The sequence below is a fragment of the Rheinheimera soli genome, from assembly GCF_031457405.1.
GTDB classification, from domain to species: Bacteria; Pseudomonadota; Gammaproteobacteria; order Enterobacterales; family Alteromonadaceae; genus Pararheinheimera; species Pararheinheimera soli_A.
Genome location: NZ_JAVDWR010000003.1, coordinates 97,949 through 118,284 on the forward strand (window position 1 = coordinate 97,949; position 20,336 = coordinate 118,284).

The window sequence follows — 20,336 nt, forward strand, 5'->3', positions numbered from 1 at the left end:
CCATGACCCAAGAAGTCACTTTAGCTTTTACCGGCGCTTCAGGCGCTGGTTATGGCTGGCGTTTGCTGGAAAACTTGCTGGCACAACAGGTGAAAGTGCATCTGTTAATTTCCAGCGCAGCCCGCGTCGTATTTGCTACTGAATATGATTTAAAATTGCCGGGCGGCCCTGAAGCCTGTCGCGACTTTATCTTAGAAAAAACCGGTGCCCGCAAAGAGCTGTTAGCTGTATATGGCAAAGACGACTGGTTTTCGCCTTGTGCTTCAGGTTCTGCAGCGCCTAAACAGATGGTGATTTGCCCTTGCTCCACCGGCACAGCAGCTGCTATTGCGCATGGTATGAGCGACAATCTGATTGAACGCGCTGCTGATGTGGTGCTTAAAGAGCGTGGTCAGTTGCTTATCGTGCCGCGTGAAACTCCGTTAAGTACCATTCATCTGGAGAACCTGCTGGCTTTATCTAAAGCTGGTGCAGTAGTGATGCCGGCAGCGCCTGGTTTTTACCATCAGCCACAATCTGTTGATGATTTAATCGACTTTATGGTAGCGCGTATTCTGGACCATTTAGGTCTGAAACAACAGTTAGTCAGCCGTTGGGGCTATGGAGAAAAGCAGTGACCTTAGCTTTAAAAATCAAACAGTTACACAAAGTGTATAAAAGTGGCACTGTGGCTTTAACTGGTATAGATCTGGAAGTGCAGCAAGGCGATTTTTTTGCTTTATTAGGCCCTAATGGCGCAGGAAAAAGCACCAGTATTGGCATTATCAGTTCGCTGGTGAATAAAAGCAGCGGTACAGTAAAAGTCTTTGAGTATGATCTGGATACGCAACTGGAAGACGCCAAAAGCCAATTGGGTTTAGTTCCACAGGAATTTAACTTCAACCAGTTTGAAACTGTGCTGCAAATTGTACTGAATCAGGCCGGTTATTATGGTGTGCCACGTTCTGTTGCCATAGTTCGGGCTGAAAAGTATTTAGGCCAGCTTGGCTTATGGGAAAAGCGTGACGCCCGCTCTCGTGAGCTGTCTGGTGGTATGAAACGCCGCCTGATGATAGCCCGCGCCTTAATGCATGAACCTAAGTTGTTGATTTTAGATGAACCTACAGCCGGTGTTGATATTGAGCTACGCCGCTCTATGTGGGAGTTTTTAAAACAAATTAACCAGCAAGGTGTGACTATTATTCTGACTACGCACTATCTGGAAGAAGCAGAGTCTTTGTGCCGCAATATCGCCATCATCGACAAAGGCCAGATTGTCGAAAACACCAGCATGAAGAACCTGCTGAGTAAGCTGAACAAAGAAACGTTTTTACTGGATATAGCGCCAACTGAAGCTGCCATCAGCCTGGAGGGCTATAGCTTTCGTCAGCCCGACAGCCATAGTCTTGAAGTGGATGTGGAAAAAGCTCAGGGTTTAAATGCGGTATTCAGTGCCTTAACAGCACAGGGCATTCAGGTGCTTTCGATGCGTAACAAAGCCAACCGTCTGGAAGAGTTGTTTGTCAGTCTGGTTGAAAACGGACGCGGAGCCAAAGCATGAATTCACGTAATTTAATAGCGCTGCAGAGCATTTTATATAAAGAAATCAACAGGTTTATGCGTATTTGGGTGCAAACTCTGGTACCTCCTGCCATTACCATGACTTTGTATTTTGTTATTTTTGGCGCTTTGGTTGGCTCACGTATTGGTGATATGGGTGGCTTCAGTTATATGGAGTTTATTGTACCTGGCCTGATTATGATGTCAGTGATCACCAACTCTTACTCTAATGTGGCTTCGTCTTTTTTCAGCGCCAAGTTTCAGCGTAATGTCGAAGAGCTGTTGGTGGCTCCTGTTCCCAACTACATCATAGTGCTGGGTTATGTCGGCGGTGGTGTAGCGCGTGGCATTCTGGTTGGCTTAATAGTGTCTTTGTTATCGCTGTTTTTTGTAGATATCAAAGTACATCATCTGTTTATTCTGATGTCGACTGTGGTGTTAACTGCGACCTTGTTTTCGCTGGCTGGTTTAATTAACGCCATTTTTGCCAAGACTTTTGATGACGTCAGCATTATCCCAACTTTTGTGCTGACGCCTTTAACCTACTTAGGTGGCGTGTTTTATTCACTGAGTTTATTGCCAGAGTTCTGGCAATACGTGTCGCAACTGAACCCTATTGTGTATATGGTCAACGCCTTTCGCTACGGTTTTTTAGGTGTCAGTGATGTCAGTTTGCTGTTGGCTTTCTCTGTGATCATCGGCTTAATTACGGTATTTTTTGCTGTTGCTATGTACTTGATTAATAAAGGCACTGGATTGAGAAGCTAAAGGTTTTAAGGGCAAACAAAGCAAGGAAGTGCAGGAAGCACTTTCTAACAGCCGAAGGCTGGCCCGCAGGGTGAATTGCATGGACGCAATTCATAAAAGGCGCCTAAACAGCGCCTTTTTTACAGGAATTACACAGTGCCCCTTTCGTAATACCGCAACGGCACTGGTGCCGCCGGGCCGAAATAGTAGCCTTGGGCATAACTGATACCACAGCGTTCCAGTGCGTCCAGTGACTGCTTGCTTTCTACCATTTCCGCGATGATCAGCAACTGAGTTTGTTTGGCAAATGAGCTGATATGTTCAATAAATAACTGAGCATCAGGGTCGGTGCTTATCATCTCAATTAAGCTGCCATGAATTTTTAAACCATCCACATGCAATTGCAGTAAATCCGCCATACCCACGCCACTGGCGACACCAAAATCATCCAACAGCACTTTGGCTCCAGCCTTTTGCAAAGCTGCTATAGCGTCACGGCAACGGTCAAACTGAGGCAATACGCCAGCTTCAGCCAGTTCAAAATAGACTCGTTCTGGTTTAGGGTAATGCTGCAGATAATCGAGGAAAAATTGCTGTAAGTCATCATCCAGTAAATCACGGCAATTGACGTTAATAGACCAGCTGACTTCGGAGGCGACAAACTGACTGGCGCTTTTGATAAACATCATTTTGGTCAGCTCTGTATCCAGATGACTGCGGTTAATAATGCTTAAAAACTGATCCGGCGTCAGTATGCTGCCGTCACTGCGTAATATGCGGGCCAGACATTCGTACTGGAATATTTCGCCTGTACTGATCTGCACTACGGGCTGGAAATAAGGCACTATTTGCTCGTGACCTATAGCTTCCCGCACTTCTTTTGCCATTTTAATATTGGTATGCAGATGCTGTTTCAGCGCCAGTAAATTGTCTGAATACACCACCAAAGACTGTTGCTGCAAGCGGGCTGTATTAACGGCAAGGGTCGCGTTTTCCAGCACTACTGCAGCAGGCGATAAGGCTACACCTAAAGTCACAGTAAAAAGTAAGTAAGGCTCGTTCAGCACTGGCTGAGTGAAATCAAAGCTTTTTAGCTTGTCATGCAAATCATTATCAGAAATAGCAGCAACACGGCGGATCGCCAGTTTTTCAAAAGATAAACGGTATAAACGGAAGGAACGTCCCAGATGCAATTGCAACTGCTGAATAAACTGGTTAAAGGCTTGTTCTGCAACAGGAGTGCCATACAAATGACAGATTTCTTCCAGGTTGTTTACCTGCAAAATAGCTAACTGGCTTAAGCCTCCGCTTTCATGCCGCAGGTGAGCTTCCAAAGCCAATGCATTACGTTTGCCTGAACTGCGGTCTGTAGTCAGATTGTACCGCAGCACCATGGCATAACTTAAAGCCAACAGCAAAGCCAGACCAAAAAATACTGAGCCACTTAAAACAGACTGCTGCATACTGGACAAAAGCCATTGATCAAGATCGGTAATGGCAATATCTGCTCCGGCTAAATAGATGGTGCCGTCTGAGCTTTGATAAGGCATCAGTACTGAGCGGAAATGACCAAATTGATCAACAGACTCTTCAAACACCGGAGCTAAAGAGGCAAAAGCAGCTTTATTGGCTTCAGTCGCTTCAGGGTAATAATCGTAAAAATAACTCAATTGGCCACGCAACAAGTCATCTTCTGTATAGCTGGAAGAGGTGAAGTGTACTTTGCCATCCACCTGAATCATGCTGTAGACATACTGTAATTTTAAATCTTTGGCATAAAGACTGAGTTTTTTCGCCAGTTTCAGGTACTCAGCACGGGGAAGATGTTGTGGACCACTGATATTGTTGTGGTAGTCATCACCCAACAGATAAGGCACAGCTTTCACCGCATTGACCAGTTGCAAGTCAAGCTGAGCAAGTTTGGTCTGATAGGTTTGCTGGTACTGATAATACACATAGGCAACAATGGCGAGCAGATACACCACCAGACTGATAACAATAAAATGTGCTGAACGGATCCGTAGCATGCAATGACTCGTCAAAAAGGGACCTGAAAACAATACCTTGATAGCTTAGCTGATTTAATTCGGGCTGACAGCTAATACTTTGATCTGAATTCTGTTGTCGCTTTTACGGATATTTTCTGCAATCAGGTGGCCAGAATCAGTAAAAACACAGACTTTACGCGGTTCTTTGCAGCTCTTTGCAGCAAATAACCGCAAGATGATGTACAGCTGAAATTTTTTAAAGACATTTAAAGGGGCTTTTAGTACAGTGACTTCCTTTTTGACTTACTGATTTTACGGCCTGAAAACACAAAATAAGAAGCCGATAACGCGACCCCGGTGAGACAGGATACGAATGACAGAATTAAACAAACGTCAGGCTACAGCTTCTGAAGAAGCCTTGTGGCGGATATTTACTGTGCCAGAGGCTCCGGACTCGACTTTAAGTATCATCGAACAGAATATTTCGCAGAACCTGGCCGGTTTTTTACGCGAAAGTATTGTTGCAGTCGAAAAGCCGCTGTGGCAAATAGAGCGTGATTTTCAGGCGCATCAAATCCCTTCTGAACCTAAATTTGTATCGGACTACGCCGAGCAAATGATGGAGAAGCTGGTGGCGCATTCTGTTCATACGGCTGCCCCAAGTTTTATAGGTCATATGACCTCGGCTTTGCCGTATTTTGTTTTGCCTCTGTCAAAAATGATGGTGGGGTTAAACCAGAATCTGGTGAAAATCGAAACCTCCAAAGCTTTTACTCCGCTTGAGCGCCAGGTCATCGGCATGATGCATCATCTGGTTTATGGTGAAGGCGACAGCTTTTATAAAAAATGGATGCACAGCGCCAACCATTCGTTAGGTGCCTTTTGCTCAGGTGGCACCATTGCCAATATCACTGCGCTTTGGATTGCCCGTAACCGTTTATTAAAAGCCGATGGTGATTTTAAAGGTGTCGCCAAAGAAGGCCTGTTCCGTGCGATGAAATACTATGGCTATGAGGGTTTAGCCATTTTAGTGTCAGAACGGGGTCATTATTCTTTAGGTAAAGCTGCTGATATTTTAGGTATTGGTCGTGAGTTTTTAATTCCGGTGAAAACCGATGGCAATAATAAAGTGCAAAGTGACGAAATGCGCCGGGTCAGCCACGAGCTGAATGACAAAAATATCAAAGTGATGGCCATTGTTGGTGTGGCAGGAACTACTGAAACCGGCAATGTAGACCCGCTGAACGATTTGGCCGATTTGGCTGCTGAACTGGGTTGTCATTTTCATGTCGATGCCGCCTGGGGTGGAGCTACTTTATTGTCGGATAAATACCGTCATTTGCTGAGTGGCATAGAGCGCGCTGATTCAGTGACTATAGATGCACATAAACAAATGTATGTGCCTATGGGCGCTGGTATGGTGGTGTTTAAACATCCGTCCTCTGCTCATGCGATTGAACACCATGCAGAATATATTCTGCGTAAAGGCTCTAAAGATTTAGGCAGTCAGACACTGGAAGGTTCGCGCCCGGGTATGGCCATGTTGGTGCATGCCTGTTTACAGGTGATTGGCCGTCAGGGTTATGAAATTCTGATCAACCGCAGCTTAGATAAAGCCCGTTATTTTGCCGGTTTAATTCAGGACCATGCAGAATTTGAGCTGATCACTGAACCTGAGCTGTGTTTGCTGACTTATCGTTATGTGCCGGCAGAAGTTCAACGCGCTATGGCGCTGGCTTCGCCGGAAAAACTGCATAAGTTTAATGAGCTGATTAATGGCTTAACTAAGTTTATCCAGAAAACCCAACGTGAAGAAGGCCGCTCTTTTGTCTCCCGTACCCGTATTAAACCTGAACGTTATCAGCGTCAGGACACAGTGGTGTTCCGGGTGGTGTTGGCGAACCCATTGACGACCGATCAAATCTTGTTTGATGTACTGGAAGAGCAGCAACAGGTTGCAGCTTTGGATAAAGATTTCCTGCCAAAATTATTACAAATGGCTAAAGACAGCTAAACCAGCGCCAGTTATATAAACGCAGCAATCATCATCTGCAGCGCCAGGGCCGATAATCCCAGCTTAATCCAATGGATATAGCGGGGATCCGGCTTTTGGGGCCGTATTTTTGCACCGAGATAAGAACCGGCCACTGCACCAGTGATCAGCGCCACCAAAGGCCACAGATACTCCAGGTAGGCAAAACCTATCCATCCAAATACCAATACTTTCAGCAAATGACTGATGGACATCATCAAGGCTGCAGTGACTATAACTTTGTTCTGATCTGCGTTTTGCTTCAGTAAAAGACTGGTTGTTATAGGCCCGGTAGCGCCAACAAACAAACCCAGTCCACTTTGAATAAAGCCCAGCCAGATAAAGTTTTCGTAACGGCTCATCAGCGCTTTAAAGCCAGGATGCCATAAACTCAGCAGAATGTAGAAGCCGATAAATAGCGGCAGAAGCTGCACAGGTAGCTGGGTCCAGAGCCAGCCAAAGACAGCCACACCCAGCACTGAACCTGCTAAAAATCCAGGCACTAAAGGCCATAACACGTCTTGTGGCGAAAACAAAGCCCGGGAGCTGTTGCTGGCCAATTGAGTTAAACCATGCACAGGTACTATCGCGATGGCAGGTAAAAACAACGGCAGAATGGCGATCAGTAACATGCCACCACCAAAGCCTATCAAGGCAGCCAGCAGAGACGTCAGGCAGGAGATGATCAATAACAGCGCTAACATGGTGACACCCATCATTTTAAATCTGTTTGTTGTAATCAAGTCTGGGCAAAAACACCAGAAAAATAGTTGCTTACAACAGCGGCATTGCATCAGTGCCTGAGTGGCGCTACTTTAGATGCAGTATTTTGTGCTGAAACAAAAAGGAATACCTATGTCTGATAAAACCTTAGCTTTATCCAATGACAAGATGATTGCCGGAGTTTGTGGTGGTATAGCCGAATATTTTGGCTGGTCCAAAGGTGGAGTACGTCTGGTTTATGTATTGCTGTCTGTATTATCAGCAGCTTTTCCAGGTTTGTTTGTCTACATCATTTTATGGTTGTTGATGCCAAAAAAAGACAGCCTCTGAGCTGATATCAGTGAAGCAAAGGGGAAGTTATGTATTCAGGTCAATGCCTTTGTGGCGAAGTGAAAATTGAAATTCGTGGAGCTATTACCGATATTATTCATTGCCATTGTTCCTTGTGCCGCAAATCCAGCGGCACAGCCTATGCCACTAATGGTTTTGTGTTGAGTTCTGAATTTAGTCTGGTGCAGGGCAAAGAGCTGCTGAATACGTTTTCGTTAAAACAAGGCAGGCAACGACATTTTTGTTCCCGTTGTGGTTCTCCTGTGTATAGCTCAAACGCTGCAGATCCGAACCGGATCCGCATTCGTTTAGGCATACTGGATTCCGCTATTGCTGAGCGGCCTGTCAGTCATAACTTTGTGTCTTCCAAAGCCAACTGGGAAAACCTGGATGCAGCTTTGCCCCGTTATGACGGCCATGAACCAGGCCGAAGCTAAAACTTTACTGCGGTTGTGCTGCGATACACCAGACTAACAGGTGGTGTTTGGCATCCAGCGGTAATTGCAGTACTCCCTCGTTGTAATACTGTGGATCAGCAGCTATGTCCTTGCCATCTAAAGTGACTGAAGCTGCAGACTGATGCTGCTGCAATTCCAGTTGATACACTGTACCGGCAACAGACAAGCTCATGCTAAAGCCAGGCCAGGCAGCTGGAATACAAGGTGCAAATTGCAGCCATTGGCCTTTTCTGCTCAGGCCTAAAATAGCTTCAATACCAGAACGGTACATCCATGCCGCAGCTCCGGTGTACCAACTCCAGCCTCCGCGGCCGTTATGAGGCTCAACTGAATAAATATCGGCAGAAACCACATAAGGTTCAGTTTGATAACGCTCCACAGCTTCTGACGTCAGAGCATGCTGAATGGGGTTGAGCATACTAAACAGCTCTGTGGCTTTTTCCGCCTGATCCAACTTAGCAAAGGCAAAAATAGCCCACATGGCGGCATGACTGTATTGGCCGCCGTTTTCGCGTAAGCCCGCCGGATAGCCTTTGATATAACCAGGGTTGGGTTCAATATGTTCAAAAGGCGGGCTGAACAACAAAGCTAAACCTTGTTCTGTGTTGATTAAATGCTGATCGACTGAAGCCATTGCCATTTTGGCTCTGTCGGGGCGTGCTGCTTCAGACAGCACAGCCCATGACTGGGCAATAGAATCAATTTTACATTCAGGCGATGCCTTGCTGCCAAGCCAGCTGCCTTGATCAAAAGTCGCTCTTTTATACCATTCGCCGTCCCATGCGTGTTGCTCCAGCGCCTGAGTTAATCTTTTGGCATATCGCTGCCAGCGGCTGGCTCTGTCCTGCTCATCCTTGGGCACAAAAGGCAAAAACAGTTGAATGCTGGCAAGCACTAACCAACCCAGCCAGACACTCTGGCCTTTGCCTTCGGCCCCCACTAAATCCATGCCATCATTCCAGTCGCCAGAGCCCATCAAGGGCAAACCAAGTTCCCCTGTCTGAGCGATACAAAGATCCAGTCCTCTTGCGCAATGTTCAAACAAAGAGGCGCTATGATCCGACGGCATAGGCTGATAAAACGCATCGTGTTGATCGGCCGTCAGTGCAGGGCCTTGCAGAAAGGGCAGTTGTTCTGTCAGCACAGCCCGATCGCCACAACTTTGTATATAGCTGGCGCAGGCGAACACTAACCAGACTTTATCGTCACAAATCCGACTGCGTACGCCTGCACCTGAATGGGGTAACCACCAATGCTGTACATCGCCTTCAATAAACTGTCGCCCAGCGGCTTTTAACAAATGTTGACGGGCAAAAGCCGGATCGGCAAAACTCAGCGCCATGCTGTCTTGTAACTGATCACGAAAACCATAAGCGCCGCTGGCCTGATAAAAGGCCGCTCTGGCATAGAGCCGGCAGACTATGGTTTGATACAGCAACCAGCCGTTGAGCATAATGTTCATGGCCGGATCCGGTGTTTTCACCTGCACAGCGTTCAGCTTTTGCTGCCAGAAATCCCACACTTGCTGTAATACATTGTGTAAATCCAGCTGCTGATATTGCCGTACCAGATCTGTCGCACTTTGGCTGTCGGCCGATTGCCCCAATAAAAACACCAGTTCACAACGTTCTCCCGGTGCCAGACTGAGTTCAAGTTGCAAGGCGGTACAGGGATCTAAAGCTGCACCACTACGTTTGGACAAAGGCTGTGTACAGCTTAAAGCCAAAGGGCTGGCCAAGGAGCCATTTCTGCCAAGAAATTCGGTTCGATCCGCTGTCCAGCCAGATAGCTGATCGGCAGAACCCGGAGTGGTGTTGTGACGGCTTAAAGCGGCAAAAGCGATACGACCGGCAAAAGCCGTATTCCATGGGTTTGACAGCAACATGGCCTGACTGTCCTGATGAAAAAAGCTTTGTAAAAAGGCACTGCTGGCGCTGCGATCTCTGCCCAGGACCCATTCGGTATAAGCTGTGACTGTTAAATTTCGTGTTTGAGCTGAGTTATTGGTCAGGGTTAAACGCGATATTTTCACAGGATCAGCCACTGGTACATACTGCAGTAATTGCATGTCTATACCCGCCGCCTGATGGCCAAACTTACTGTAACCAAAACCATGGCAGGCCGTATACAAACCGCCGTCATTGATTGGCTGAGCTGTTGGGCTTATCAGTTCAGAACTACCCTGATCCTGTACATAAAAAGCTTCACCACAAGGGTCAGTCACAGGGTCGTTTGACCATGGAGTCAGTTGGTTTTCCCTGCTGTTTTCCGACCAGCTGTAACCACTGCCTAAAGTGGAGACCTGAAAACCAAAAGCCGGATTGGCAATCACATTGATCCAGGGCATAGGAGGGCGTTGATGCTGCTGCATATGAGTATGGTACTCGCGGCCATCTTCACTAAAACCACCTAAGCCGTTAAAAAACTGTAGAGCAGGCTCTGCTTTTTGCTCCTGTTCAGGTTGTCTGACTGCCTGAGCAGTATTGATCCTCAGAGGTTCAGCTGCAGCAGCGGGGATCCGGCTTAATTGAGTAGCCAGACTACCGCGGTTTGCATAAAGTACTACACGAGCCACAGCGGCCAATAAAGCCCGGGATTCCACCGTCATTAAATCTGCGCGCAGGCAAAACACACTGCCTCCGGCTAAACGTAAGCCCAGATTGGGTTTACTTTGGCTGCTGCGCACCTGGGTTTCAATGGCCGTTTGTAGTTCCTGCACATAAGAAGCCGCTCTTTCATTGATAATGACCAAATCCACAGCCAGCTGTTTCATACGCCAGTATTCGTGGGCACGCAGCAGTTGCTGTACCACAGACAAGTCTTCGATATCGTCAATATGCAGCAAGACTATCGGCAAATCGCCGGAAATGGCGTGTTGCCATAAACCGGACTGAGCTGCGGCACCTCGTGTAATAGTGGCAGTCGTGGCTCTGAAACGACGATCATTGTATAAAAGCGGGCCTGTCAGGCGCTGAAAGTCAGCAGCTTCAGCGACGCTGATGGCCAGATGGCGCAATTGCACCTGAGCCTGAGTCCAGGCCAAGGTACAGGCTCTGTCATAGGCACTGCGTTCATTATGCTGATCGACCAGATCCAGTAACTCCTGCCGCGATGAAGCCACTAAGGTCCAGAATGCCACCCGGCAGACCTGACCGGGAGCAATACGCACCGACTGGCGCAAGGAGAAAATTGCATCCAATACAGTGCCGCTGCTGTTGGTCAGCGCCTTATTTTGCATAGCCGCTGCGTCCACCATCTGATGGCCCTGACCAAAAAATAAGGCTCTGTTGGTCTCGTATTGTAAGGGCGCGCAAATTTCACCTTCGACCACAGCAAAATGCGCGGCATACACAGCAGTTTCATCGGCTGAACGCAAACGGCGGGTGGCAACTAAAGCAGCAAATTCAGGCACAAATTCGGTCTGAACAAATAATTTAGCAAAAGCAGGGTGAGCGTTGTCTGTATTGACCGTCGCCAACACCACTTCTGCGTAGGAGGTTAATTCAATATCCCGGCTGAAGGAGCTGTGATTGATCAGCGAAACCCGTCTGACTTCACCAAGGTGTTCAGTCGACAGGACCACTTCGACAGTGCAGGTCAGATCATGATACTGACGACTGAACTCGGCATGATCTTCGCTGAAAATGGCCACTGGAGCTGTGTTCTGACTGAACGTTGATTGATCGGAACTGGCGAGTGCCGGCAGTTGTGGAGTCAGGGTACTGGACCAGATCTGCTCGCTTTGTTTATCCCGCAGCAACACAAAAGCGCCCCAGGGATCCCTGCTGCTGTCTTCGCGCCAGCGGGTGATAGCGATATTGCCCCAGCGGCTATAACCAGCTCCAGCTGCCGTTAACATGACGGCATAACCGCTGCTGGACAGCAAATGACTGCACGGAGGACCAGAAGCCTCTGCATGCATTCTGCGTTCTGTCAGTTGTTGCGCAGCAGCAGAGTTGGCTGCAATACTGACTTCTTCTGCTTTAGGGTGGGCTATGGCGACATAACGTGGCAGTCGCTCCTGTAACAACAACTCACAGGCCTGGATCATAGGTTCACGGTGGAAGCGGCCACGCATCAAACCCTGTTGCAAGGTATTGGCTATGGCCACTATGGTCATACCCTGATGGTGCGCCATAAAACTTTGCACTAAAGCGAAAGAGGTGTCGTCTGGTAAACGGGAAGGGGTATAGTCTATGGCCTCAAAAAAACCATAATCGGCCAAAGCGCCTGACTGTTTTAACAACTCGAAATTGGCACAGGCGGCCACAGGGTCGACCATAGTGGCCAGTGCAGTCGCATAGGGCGCTATCACTTTGTTTTCCGCCAAACCACGTTTTAAACCCAGACCAGGCACACCAAAGTTGGAATATTGATAGGTAAACTCCAGATCTCTGGCATTGTAAGCCGACTCGGAAATACCCCAGGGCATACCCAGCTGGCGGCCATAACTGATTTGCCGTTCAACAATAAGTCTGTTGCTTTGTTCCAGTAAACTGCCGGCTGCAGCTCTCATCACCAGGGAAGGCATCAGGTATTCAAACATAGAACCTGACCAGGATAATAAAGCTGAGCCATAGCCCAAAGGGGTAGCGCTGCGGCCTAAGCGGAACCAGTGTTTACTATCAGCATCTCCTTTGGCTATGGCAAATAAACTGGCGAGCCTGGCTTCAGAGGCCAGCAGATCGTAACAGCTGGTATCCATCCGGTTTTCTTCCACCGCATAACCTATGGATAATAAATTGCGCTCCGGGTCGATAAAAAAAGCGAAATTCATCGCCATGGCAAATTGGCGCGACTCTGTTGCCAGCTGCTGTAGCTGCAGTATTTGCTGCTGTTGTTCTGTGGCGGGCAAATGCAGCTGTACCAGCTGTGCCGCCAGAGCCTGTTGTAATGCCTGTAAATAAAAGACCAGGCTGTGCTGAGCTGATATTTGCTGATCTGTGTCGCGCTGAAAGGGGGCGCTTTGTCGTGCACTGGCAATCAGCGTGGCTTGCTGGCAGAGTTCTGTCAGTGGATCAGGCTGGTGTTGCAGGCAATCCGACTGTTGCAGCAAGGTATCCAGCTGACTCAGAATGCTTTGTAGTTGCAAACCACTTTGGCTTTGTAGCACGGCATCAGGAGCCTGGTGCAGGCTCAACTGAGCTAAAGCTAAGTTATCGCATAAGCCTGTTCTGGCCTGATGGCTATAAAGCTGGTGTTGCCATTCATCGCAGGCATTGGCCAGTGCAATCAGGTGACCTGCCAGATTACCGCTGTCCACTGAGGACACATAAACAGGTTCAAGCGGGCGTAAATCACGGGTGTCGTACCAGTTAAACAGGTGGCCATGGCAGGTACGTAGTTGTTTCATCGTACTAAAAGTCGCTTCCAGTCTTTGTATCGCCTGACCTGTGGTAAGCCAGCCAAAATCCCGTGCTGCAGCGACAGACAACAGATACATGCCGATGTTGGTCGGCGAAGTGCGGTGGGCTACTGCAGGTTGCGGCTGTTGCTGGAAATTGTCCGGTGGCAGCATATGATCTTCTGCCGTGACAAAACGCTCGAAGTAACGCCAGGTGCGTCTGGCGATTAGGCGCAGTTCTGTTTCCTGAAGTGTGGACAGCTGCAAGGCGGGTTGGATGCGAAAAGGTTTACTTAACGCCAAAGCCACAGCAGGAGCTGCACACCAGAGCAGCAGTAAAGGTAAAAACAATGGCCAGTTGGCCGGGTTCAGCCAGAGCATAAAACCCAGGCCACTGCAGGCCAGCAGTATAGCCGGACTCATCTGCCCATAATATCGGGGTAAAGTTAAGCTGGAGTCGCGTTGGTTTTGTGCCGCAGTAGTCCATTGCAGCAGATGTTTTTTACTCAGCAGTACACGATACAAGGTGATACCAATAGCGTGCAGCATACGCCAGCTATGGTCGGCCAGAAATACCAGACTCAGCAGGCCTGTACTCAAGGCCAGTTTGAAATCTGTCAGCAGATTGTTCAGATGGTTCGGCCATTGAATACCTTTACGGTGCGGTAACAGATTCAGGCTGCAAGGCAATAAAGCAGGCAGCATCAAAGCAGAAGCAATCAATAGCAGAGTGCAAAGGGCGGCTGGAAATGGCAACAAAGCAGATAACAACAACAAAATGAAACAGGCTGGCTGCACTAAGGAACGGCGTAAATTATCCAGCATCTTCCAGCGTCCGAGCAGCGGCAATTGCAGTGGTGTTGATGATGGGCTCTGCTGCTTTGGTGGGCAGCCCAGTAACCAGGGCAGCAGTTGCCAGTCACCGCGGGTCCAGCGGTGTTGGCGTTTAGAGGCAACATCGTAACGGGCCGGAAAGTCTTCAACCACTTCAATATCAGAAGCTAATGCAGCACGAGCGTAGATGCCTTCGAATAAATCGTGACTGAGCATGGTATTGTCAGCCACACGGCCTGCCATAGCGGCGCTAAAGGCATCCACATCATAAATACCTTTGCCTGTGAAAGAGCCTTCAGCAAACAGATCCTGATATAAGTCCGACACTGCAGCTGCATAAGGGTCTAGACCTGCCGGGCCTGAATACAGCTGCTGGTAGGCCGAACCTTGTTGACCACAAGCCAGAGCTGGTGTCACTCTCGGCTGCAACAGGCCATAACCGCTGATCACCCGCTGTTGTTCCGGACAAAACTGAGCACGGTTTAACGGATGAGCCAGCTTAGCCACCATTCGCACTGCAGCATCTCTGGGTAACTGGGTGTCTGCATCCAGGGTAATGACATAACGGACCCCGGTCGGAACCTTGTTTGATAACAGTGGTAATTCGACAGATCCATCCATAAAGCTGGTGTTGGTTGCGCCACGCAGCAATAGATTAAGTTCTACCAACTTGCCTCTTTTTCGCTCCCAGCCCATCCAGAGCTGTTCTTGTTTGTTCCATAAACGACGGCGATGTAACAATAAAAACGCTGGACCTGCAGGGCCTGATGGGTAGCTTTGATTCAACTGCGCTATCAACTGACTGGCAAGCAACAGTAATGGCTGATCTGTTGCCAGTTCCTGCTCTGCTGCATCCAGGCCGTCTGTCAATAACACAAAGCTTAGATCCCCGCCGCCACAAGAGAGGTAATGGACTTCCAGGCGTGACACTAATTCCTGTACATCGGCTTCATGGCTCAGCATGCAAGGCACAACCACTAAAGTGCGTAATGCGGCAGGCACTCCTGCCGTCAAATCCAAAGCAGGTAACAAGCTTGGGATTTTTGAGCGGGTTATAAAACACTGCAGCAGGGTGCTGGCGAGTTCACTGGCTGGTAATAACGCCAGAGGAATGAGCATCAACCACCACAAAGTGTAATCAGCGTAGTCAGAAAGGAGCAGTGAGGCCAGAGCTAAAAAAGTCAGAGTAAGCACAGCCAATGTGGACAAATAACCGGCCAGACCTATAGTGGCCAAAGCTCTGTGCAGCTTTAAGCCTGAAGCTGGCTTAAAGCCAATTCGATGTTCAAACTTCAGACGGCCAGCGCCAATCAGGTAATAACCAGGATCGGCTTCTCGTGCCTGTTGTACCGGGTCTTCCCCGGCTTCTGCGGATAAAGCTGTTTCTGCAGCGGCTCTGGCCACATCAAATTCAGACAAGTCAGCGCCACGCGCTAATTGCTCTATAGCACTACGGTATAAATTCCGGCTGGCAAAATCCATGGCGGCATATGCACTGGGTGCCGATAGATCCTGACAAAGAGCGCTGGTGCTATGCTGGCATAAATACCTGTCCACCAGACTGACTTGCTCAAATAATTCAGACCAGTCTATCGCGGATATACGTCTCATACTGGTCATCACGTTACGCACGCTGACATTGGAAGCGCCCAGCCGTTGCTGTGCATAAAACACCACCAATTCAATACTGCTGCGTTGGTGCAATAGCCGTTGTTCCAGCCAATGCAAAGCCGGGGTGCTGTGAGGGTCTTGTCCCCGTAAACGTTTAGCCAGCTGAGCAGCAAAGGTATGGCTTAATGTAGTGCCAGACATACCACTGATATAGGAGTGCAGAGCCTGTTGACTGGTATCGGGTTGCAGCAGTTGATCAGCAAGTTGGTCTGCAGCAGCTCTGTCTGTTAAACCCAAAGTAATTTGGTCTGTTAAGCGGCGTAAGTTTTCAATCAGTACTATGCGTAAGGTAATAGCGACAGCCCATAATTCGCCGATAGTCAGTACATCCACTTGCTGATACGCATTTAAAAATCGTTGCAAAATAACGGGGTCAAAGTGACTGTCGGTGTGGGCAATAAAAGCCCAGGCTATAGCAAAAACTCTGGGATAGCCCACAAAAGGGCCTTGTTGTAGTTTGGGCAACTGCCGGTAAAAACCTACAGGAAGATCATCATAAATCTCCCGGATCTGCTGATCCACCACATGGTAGTTGTCCAGTAACCATTCAGCGGCCGGAACTATAGTATGACCAGCCGCAAGTTCTGCAGCGCTGGCGCGGTAGGCAGCCAGCAGCACTGTTGCATTGCTGTCCAGTCTGGTATGCAAAGGGCTTTGCCAGTCACGCCAGCCTGAAGCACTTTGTTTTTTATTCAGGACCCGTTGTTCTGTGGCCAGACTGATGGCGTGTTGCTCAAGCCGCTCCACGCTAAATAACTCAGCACGAACCGGGTTTGTATCCTGCCAGATTAAAGCATTTTTTTCCGGCCAAAAGAGTTGGGCATAACCAGAGGCTGTATGCAGAAATGAATTCATAAAGCGAAAGCCTGCTTGAGGAGAAGGCTAACAGGCTAGAACAGCAGAGGTTTTTTCTCAGTTCGTTGTCGTACAGACCAAGTGGTATAGAGAGTCAGAGCTTTGGCTCTGACCCACAGGTCGTTTTTCTGAGAGTCAGACTTCGATATTATCAATCAGGCGGGTATTGCCCAAAGCAGCAGCAGCCAGTATGACAACAGCAGCAGTGGTATCTGTCGCTGGTACTAAGGTCTGGCGGTTAGAGATATTGATGTAATCCGCTTTAAAACCTGCGGCAGCAAGTTGTTCTTTTGCTTGTTGCTCCAAAGCGCGTAAATCGCTGAAGCCCTGATTTAACTGCTGTTTCATCCACTCTAAAGTGCGGTACAAAGCAGGTGCTGTAGCGCGTTGTTCAGCCGTTAAATAGCCGTTGCGTGAACTTAAAGCTAAACCATCTTCAGCTCTGATTGTTGGCACCCCGATGATTTCAATAGGCATGGACAAGTCAGCCACCATCTGGCGGATAATAGCCAGTTGCTGATAGTCCTTTTGACCAAAACAGGCGACATCAGGCTGCACCAGATTAAACAGCTTGGTGACTATGGTCGATACGCCACGGAAATGTCCGGCACGACTTGCACCGCAGTGATAATCGCCCAACAGCGGTACCTCAACATAAGTCTGCACATCCAGACCTCTTGGGTAGATCAGTTGTGGTGTAGGGGTAAAAACCGCATCAGCGCCATGTTCAGTTAAACCCTGACAATCCTGCTCTAAAGTGCGGGGATACTTGTCTAAATCTTCATTGGCACCAAACTGCATCGGATTGACAAAAATACTGACAATGACTCTGTCGGCATGTTGCTTCGCCGTATCCACTAACTGTAAATGGCCCTGATGCAAGTTGCCCATGGTAGGCACAAAAGCAATACGCTCGCCGGCCTGACGCCATTGGCGTATCAAAGCACGCAGCTGGGCTGTATCCTGAATCATTAACATAAGAAACCGACCTTTAGAAACTATGTTCCGGACCAGGGAACTGGCCTTGTTTCACATCCTGAATGTATTTGCCGATGGCTTGTTTTATTTCACCGGTTTCCTGCAGGAAGTTTTTTGAGAATTTTGGAATATAACCAGAGCTGATGCCTAATAAGTCATGCATCACTAAAATCTGACCATCCGTTTCTTTACCCGCACCTATGCCAATAACCGGAATAACCAGTGCTTTGGAAATACGTTCAGCTAAAGCAGACGGAATGCATTCAACCACCAAAAGCTGAGCACCGGCTTCCTGCAAAGCAATGGCCTGCTGCACCATTAAATCAGCGGCCTGTTCATCGCGGCCCTGCACTTTAAAGCCACCAAATACATGCACAGACTGAGGGGTTAAGCCTAAATGACCACAAACCGGAATACCACGTTCTGTCAGAGCTTTGATGGTGGGTAATAAGAAGTCACCGCCTTCGAGTTTGACCATATTGGCGCCAGCCTGCATCAGCGGTGTGGCGTTTTGCATCGCCTGTTCCACTGTGGCGTAACTCATAAAAGGCATATCGGCAATGACAAAAGCCAAAGGCGCACCAGCGCGGACGCAGCGGGTGTGGTAAGCAATTTCAGCTGTGGTCACAGGAAGAGTATCGCTATGGCCCTGTAACACCATACCCAAAGAGTCACCAATCAGAATGACTTCAACACCGGCATCGGCAAACAATTTAGCGAAACTGGCATCATAGGCCGTTAAGGCGGTAATTTTTTCGCCTTTTTGTTTCAACTTCAGCAATTGAGCAGTGGTAATTTTTGCCATTTTTCTCTCATCCGACCACAAGGGAATAATTCGGGGCGCACCATGGCATAAAACCATGAGGCGCGCAAGTTATCAGAGACGACTCAGACCGTTTAAAGGCACTGTGGCCAGTAATTCTGTAAGAGAGGTACCATCAGGTAACATCAGGCTTAAGTTTAGTTCTGCCAGCGGATAAAGCACAAACTCACGCACCTTCATGCCGTAATGCGGCACTGTTAAACGTTCTGTCTGAATACTTTCATCACCAAACAACAGAATATCCAAGTCCAGAGTACGAGGCCCCCAGCGTTCATCTTTGCGCTGCCGGCCTTGTTCCAGTTCAATCTGTTGTAACCGGGTCAGTAAGTCGTCGGCAGATAAGCGGGTGCTCAGCAAAGCTACGGCATTAACGTAATCCGGCTGATCCTGTGGCCCCATAGGTTTGGAGCCATAAAAACCAGAGACCTGCACCAGTTCAGTGTCTTTGATGTGCTGCAAGGCCAAAACAGCCCGTTCTAACTGTTGCACAGGCTGGTTTAAATTAGCTCCCAGCCCGATATACGCTAGCGTATCAGCCATTGGCTGCAGGGCCAGGTGGGCGGCGTTTAGTTGGCGGGCGACGACGACGTGGCCGACGTTCAATGCCTTCTTTGCCGAGGTTTTGTACTAAAATTTCACGGCCTGCTTCGTCGTCCTGTTGGAAACGTTGCCACCAGTTCGCTAATTCCAGCAATTCGCCACCTTCAGCCTGAGCCCGAAGTTGTAAGAAGTCATAAGCACCACGGAATTTCACTTGTTCGAGCAATTTAAAGGCGCGACGACCAGCGCGTTTACTTAAACGGCTTTGCAGGAACCAGATGTCTTTAATGGTCAGGCTAAAACGTTTTGGAATAGCGATAGAACGCTGCACTTCGTCCAGCACTTCCATCATCGCAATGTTCAGCGCGTCGACTTCGTTTAAGCCACTTTCAACCAGCAATTTTTCAGCGCGTTGTTCTACCGGATACCATAACAAAGCGGCAAAGGTGAAAGCCGGAGTCACAGGTTTATCAATGGCAATGCGTTGATCCGTATCCTGCATGGCTTTGGTGATCAGGTTAAATACTTTGCCGCTACTGTCCTGTTTTAATACTTTGGCCAGTTGTGGTAACAGTTGTTTCAGAATACCCAAATCGTTCAGCATCACAAAGTTATCAAAGGCTTTGCCTGCCATAAATAACTTGAGGAATTCTTCAAATAAACGGGCGGCCGGAATGTTTTTCAACAATACCGCCAGTTCTTTAATCGGCTCTTTGCTGCCTGGCGCTATGTCCATATTCAGCTTGGTGGCAAAACGCACTGCACGCAGCATCCGCACCGGATCTTCACGGTAACGGGTTTCAGGATCACCAATCAGTTCGATTTTTCGCTGCGCTATGGCTTCGATGCCATTGGCAAAGTCGTAAATGGCAAAGTCAGCGACAGAATAGTACAAGGCGTTGATGCTAAAGTCGCGGCGCTCTGCGTCTTCTTCAATAGTGCCATACACATTGTCGCGTAAAATCTGGCCTGCATCACTCTGGCTGGCTTTAGGGCTGGTTTCATCATCGCCTGTGTGGTGACCGCGAAAGGTCGCCACTTCAATGACTTCACGGCCAAACACCACATGAGCTAAACGGAAACGGCGGCCAATCAGACGGCTGTTTTTAAACACCTGACGAACTTGTTCAGGGTGAGCATTGGTCACCACGTCAAAATCTTTTGGTTTTAAACCAAGCAGAATGTCACGGATGCAACCTCCTACCAGATAGGCTTCATAACCCGCATCTTTTAAGCGGTATAACACCTTGAGTGCATTGGGGCTGATGTCTTTACGCGACACAGAATGAGCATCACGTGAGATTTTTTTCAGCTCTGGCAGAATGGACTGACGGCTTTTTTTGGGTTGAGCAACGCTCTCAACGCTTTTGCTGCCAAGGGTGCGGCGGCAAAAATCCAGGACTCGCGAAATAATGGCAGTACTCCTTGTGAGCATCTATAAATGAACTCGATGAAAAAAGCGGCTAATGATACC

At 48.4% G+C, this 20,336-nt stretch carries 13 protein-coding genes; 6 read left to right on the plus strand and 7 right to left on the minus strand.

What is annotated here, in order from left to right; translation table 11 throughout:
* Nucleotides 1-2: 2 nt before the first annotated feature.
* Genes J2W69_RS06965 through J2W69_RS06975 form a run of 3 tightly spaced genes read left to right on the plus strand, consistent with a single transcriptional unit; the run spans nucleotide 3 to nucleotide 2,307 of the window.
* Nucleotides 3-617, plus strand: a complete 615-nt coding sequence (locus tag J2W69_RS06965; protein ID WP_310275957.1) for a flavin prenyltransferase UbiX — start codon at nucleotides 3-5, stop codon at nucleotides 615-617.
* Nucleotides 614-1,540: an ABC transporter ATP-binding protein gene (locus J2W69_RS06970; RefSeq protein ID WP_310275959.1), complete on the plus strand. Its 927-nt coding sequence runs from the start codon at nucleotides 614-616 to the stop codon at nucleotides 1,538-1,540. Before J2W69_RS06965 ends, J2W69_RS06970 begins: the two co-directional genes overlap by 4 nt.
* Entirely contained in the window at nucleotides 1,537-2,307 is a 771-nt protein-coding gene (locus J2W69_RS06975) for an ABC transporter permease (RefSeq protein ID WP_310275962.1), read from the plus strand. Before J2W69_RS06970 ends, J2W69_RS06975 begins: the two co-directional genes overlap by 4 nt.
* 128 nt (nucleotides 2,308-2,435) lie before the next feature.
* On the opposite strand, the gene J2W69_RS06980 is transcribed toward J2W69_RS06975, so the two are convergent.
* Nucleotides 2,436-4,313, minus strand: a complete 1,878-nt coding sequence (locus J2W69_RS06980) for an EAL domain-containing protein (RefSeq protein ID WP_310275964.1) — start codon at nucleotides 4,311-4,313, stop codon at nucleotides 2,436-2,438.
* 334 nt (nucleotides 4,314-4,647) lie between these two features.
* On the opposite strand from J2W69_RS06980, the gene panP reads away from it, so the two are divergent.
* Nucleotides 4,648-6,288 (plus strand): pyridoxal-dependent aspartate 1-decarboxylase PanP, encoded by a 1,641-nt coding sequence (panP, locus tag J2W69_RS06985; RefSeq protein WP_310275966.1) that lies wholly within the window; start codon nucleotides 4,648-4,650, stop codon nucleotides 6,286-6,288.
* An 11-nt stretch (nucleotides 6,289-6,299) separates the two neighbouring features.
* On the opposite strand, the gene J2W69_RS06990 is transcribed toward panP, so the two are convergent.
* Nucleotides 6,300-7,025 carry a sulfite exporter TauE/SafE family protein gene (locus J2W69_RS06990; protein WP_310275968.1) on the minus strand — a complete coding sequence of 242 codons (726 nt, stop codon included), beginning with the start codon at nucleotides 7,023-7,025 and terminating at the stop codon, nucleotides 6,300-6,302.
* Between the two features lie 136 nt (nucleotides 7,026-7,161).
* Here J2W69_RS06990 and J2W69_RS06995 point away from each other — a divergent pair, with 136 nt between their 5' ends.
* The gene (locus tag J2W69_RS06995) at nucleotides 7,162-7,359 is read left to right on the plus strand and encodes a PspC domain-containing protein (RefSeq protein WP_310275970.1); all 198 of its coding nucleotides are present in this window, start codon (nucleotides 7,162-7,164) and stop codon (nucleotides 7,357-7,359) included.
* 29 nt (nucleotides 7,360-7,388) lie between these two features.
* Nucleotides 7,389-7,796, plus strand: coding sequence for a GFA family protein (locus J2W69_RS07000; protein WP_310275972.1), 408 nt, complete (start codon nucleotides 7,389-7,391; stop codon nucleotides 7,794-7,796).
* A gap of 4 nt (nucleotides 7,797-7,800) precedes the next feature.
* On the opposite strand, the gene J2W69_RS07005 is transcribed toward J2W69_RS07000, so the two are convergent.
* The 5 genes from J2W69_RS07005 to pcnB form a co-directional block, all read right to left on the minus strand.
* Nucleotides 7,801-16,521, minus strand: a complete 8,721-nt coding sequence (locus tag J2W69_RS07005) for a glycoside hydrolase family 94 protein (RefSeq protein ID WP_310275974.1) — start codon at nucleotides 16,519-16,521, stop codon at nucleotides 7,801-7,803.
* A gap of 135 nt (nucleotides 16,522-16,656) precedes the next feature.
* Nucleotides 16,657-17,499, minus strand: a complete 843-nt coding sequence (gene panC, locus J2W69_RS07010; RefSeq protein ID WP_310275977.1) for a pantoate--beta-alanine ligase — start codon at nucleotides 17,497-17,499, stop codon at nucleotides 16,657-16,659.
* A 13-nt stretch (nucleotides 17,500-17,512) separates the two neighbouring features.
* Nucleotides 17,513-18,304, minus strand: a complete 792-nt coding sequence (panB, locus tag J2W69_RS07015; RefSeq protein WP_008897234.1) for a 3-methyl-2-oxobutanoate hydroxymethyltransferase — start codon at nucleotides 18,302-18,304, stop codon at nucleotides 17,513-17,515.
* A gap of 72 nt (nucleotides 18,305-18,376) precedes the next feature.
* A complete protein-coding gene (gene folK / locus J2W69_RS07020; RefSeq protein ID WP_310275979.1) occupies nucleotides 18,377-18,862 on the minus strand; it encodes a 2-amino-4-hydroxy-6-hydroxymethyldihydropteridine diphosphokinase in 486 nt (161 codons plus the stop codon).
* A complete protein-coding gene (pcnB, locus tag J2W69_RS07025) occupies nucleotides 18,855-20,297 on the minus strand; it encodes a polynucleotide adenylyltransferase PcnB (RefSeq protein WP_310275981.1) in 1,443 nt (480 codons plus the stop codon). The genes folK and pcnB overlap by 8 nt, the downstream gene beginning before the upstream one ends.
* Between the last annotated feature and the right edge of the window lie 39 nt (nucleotides 20,298-20,336).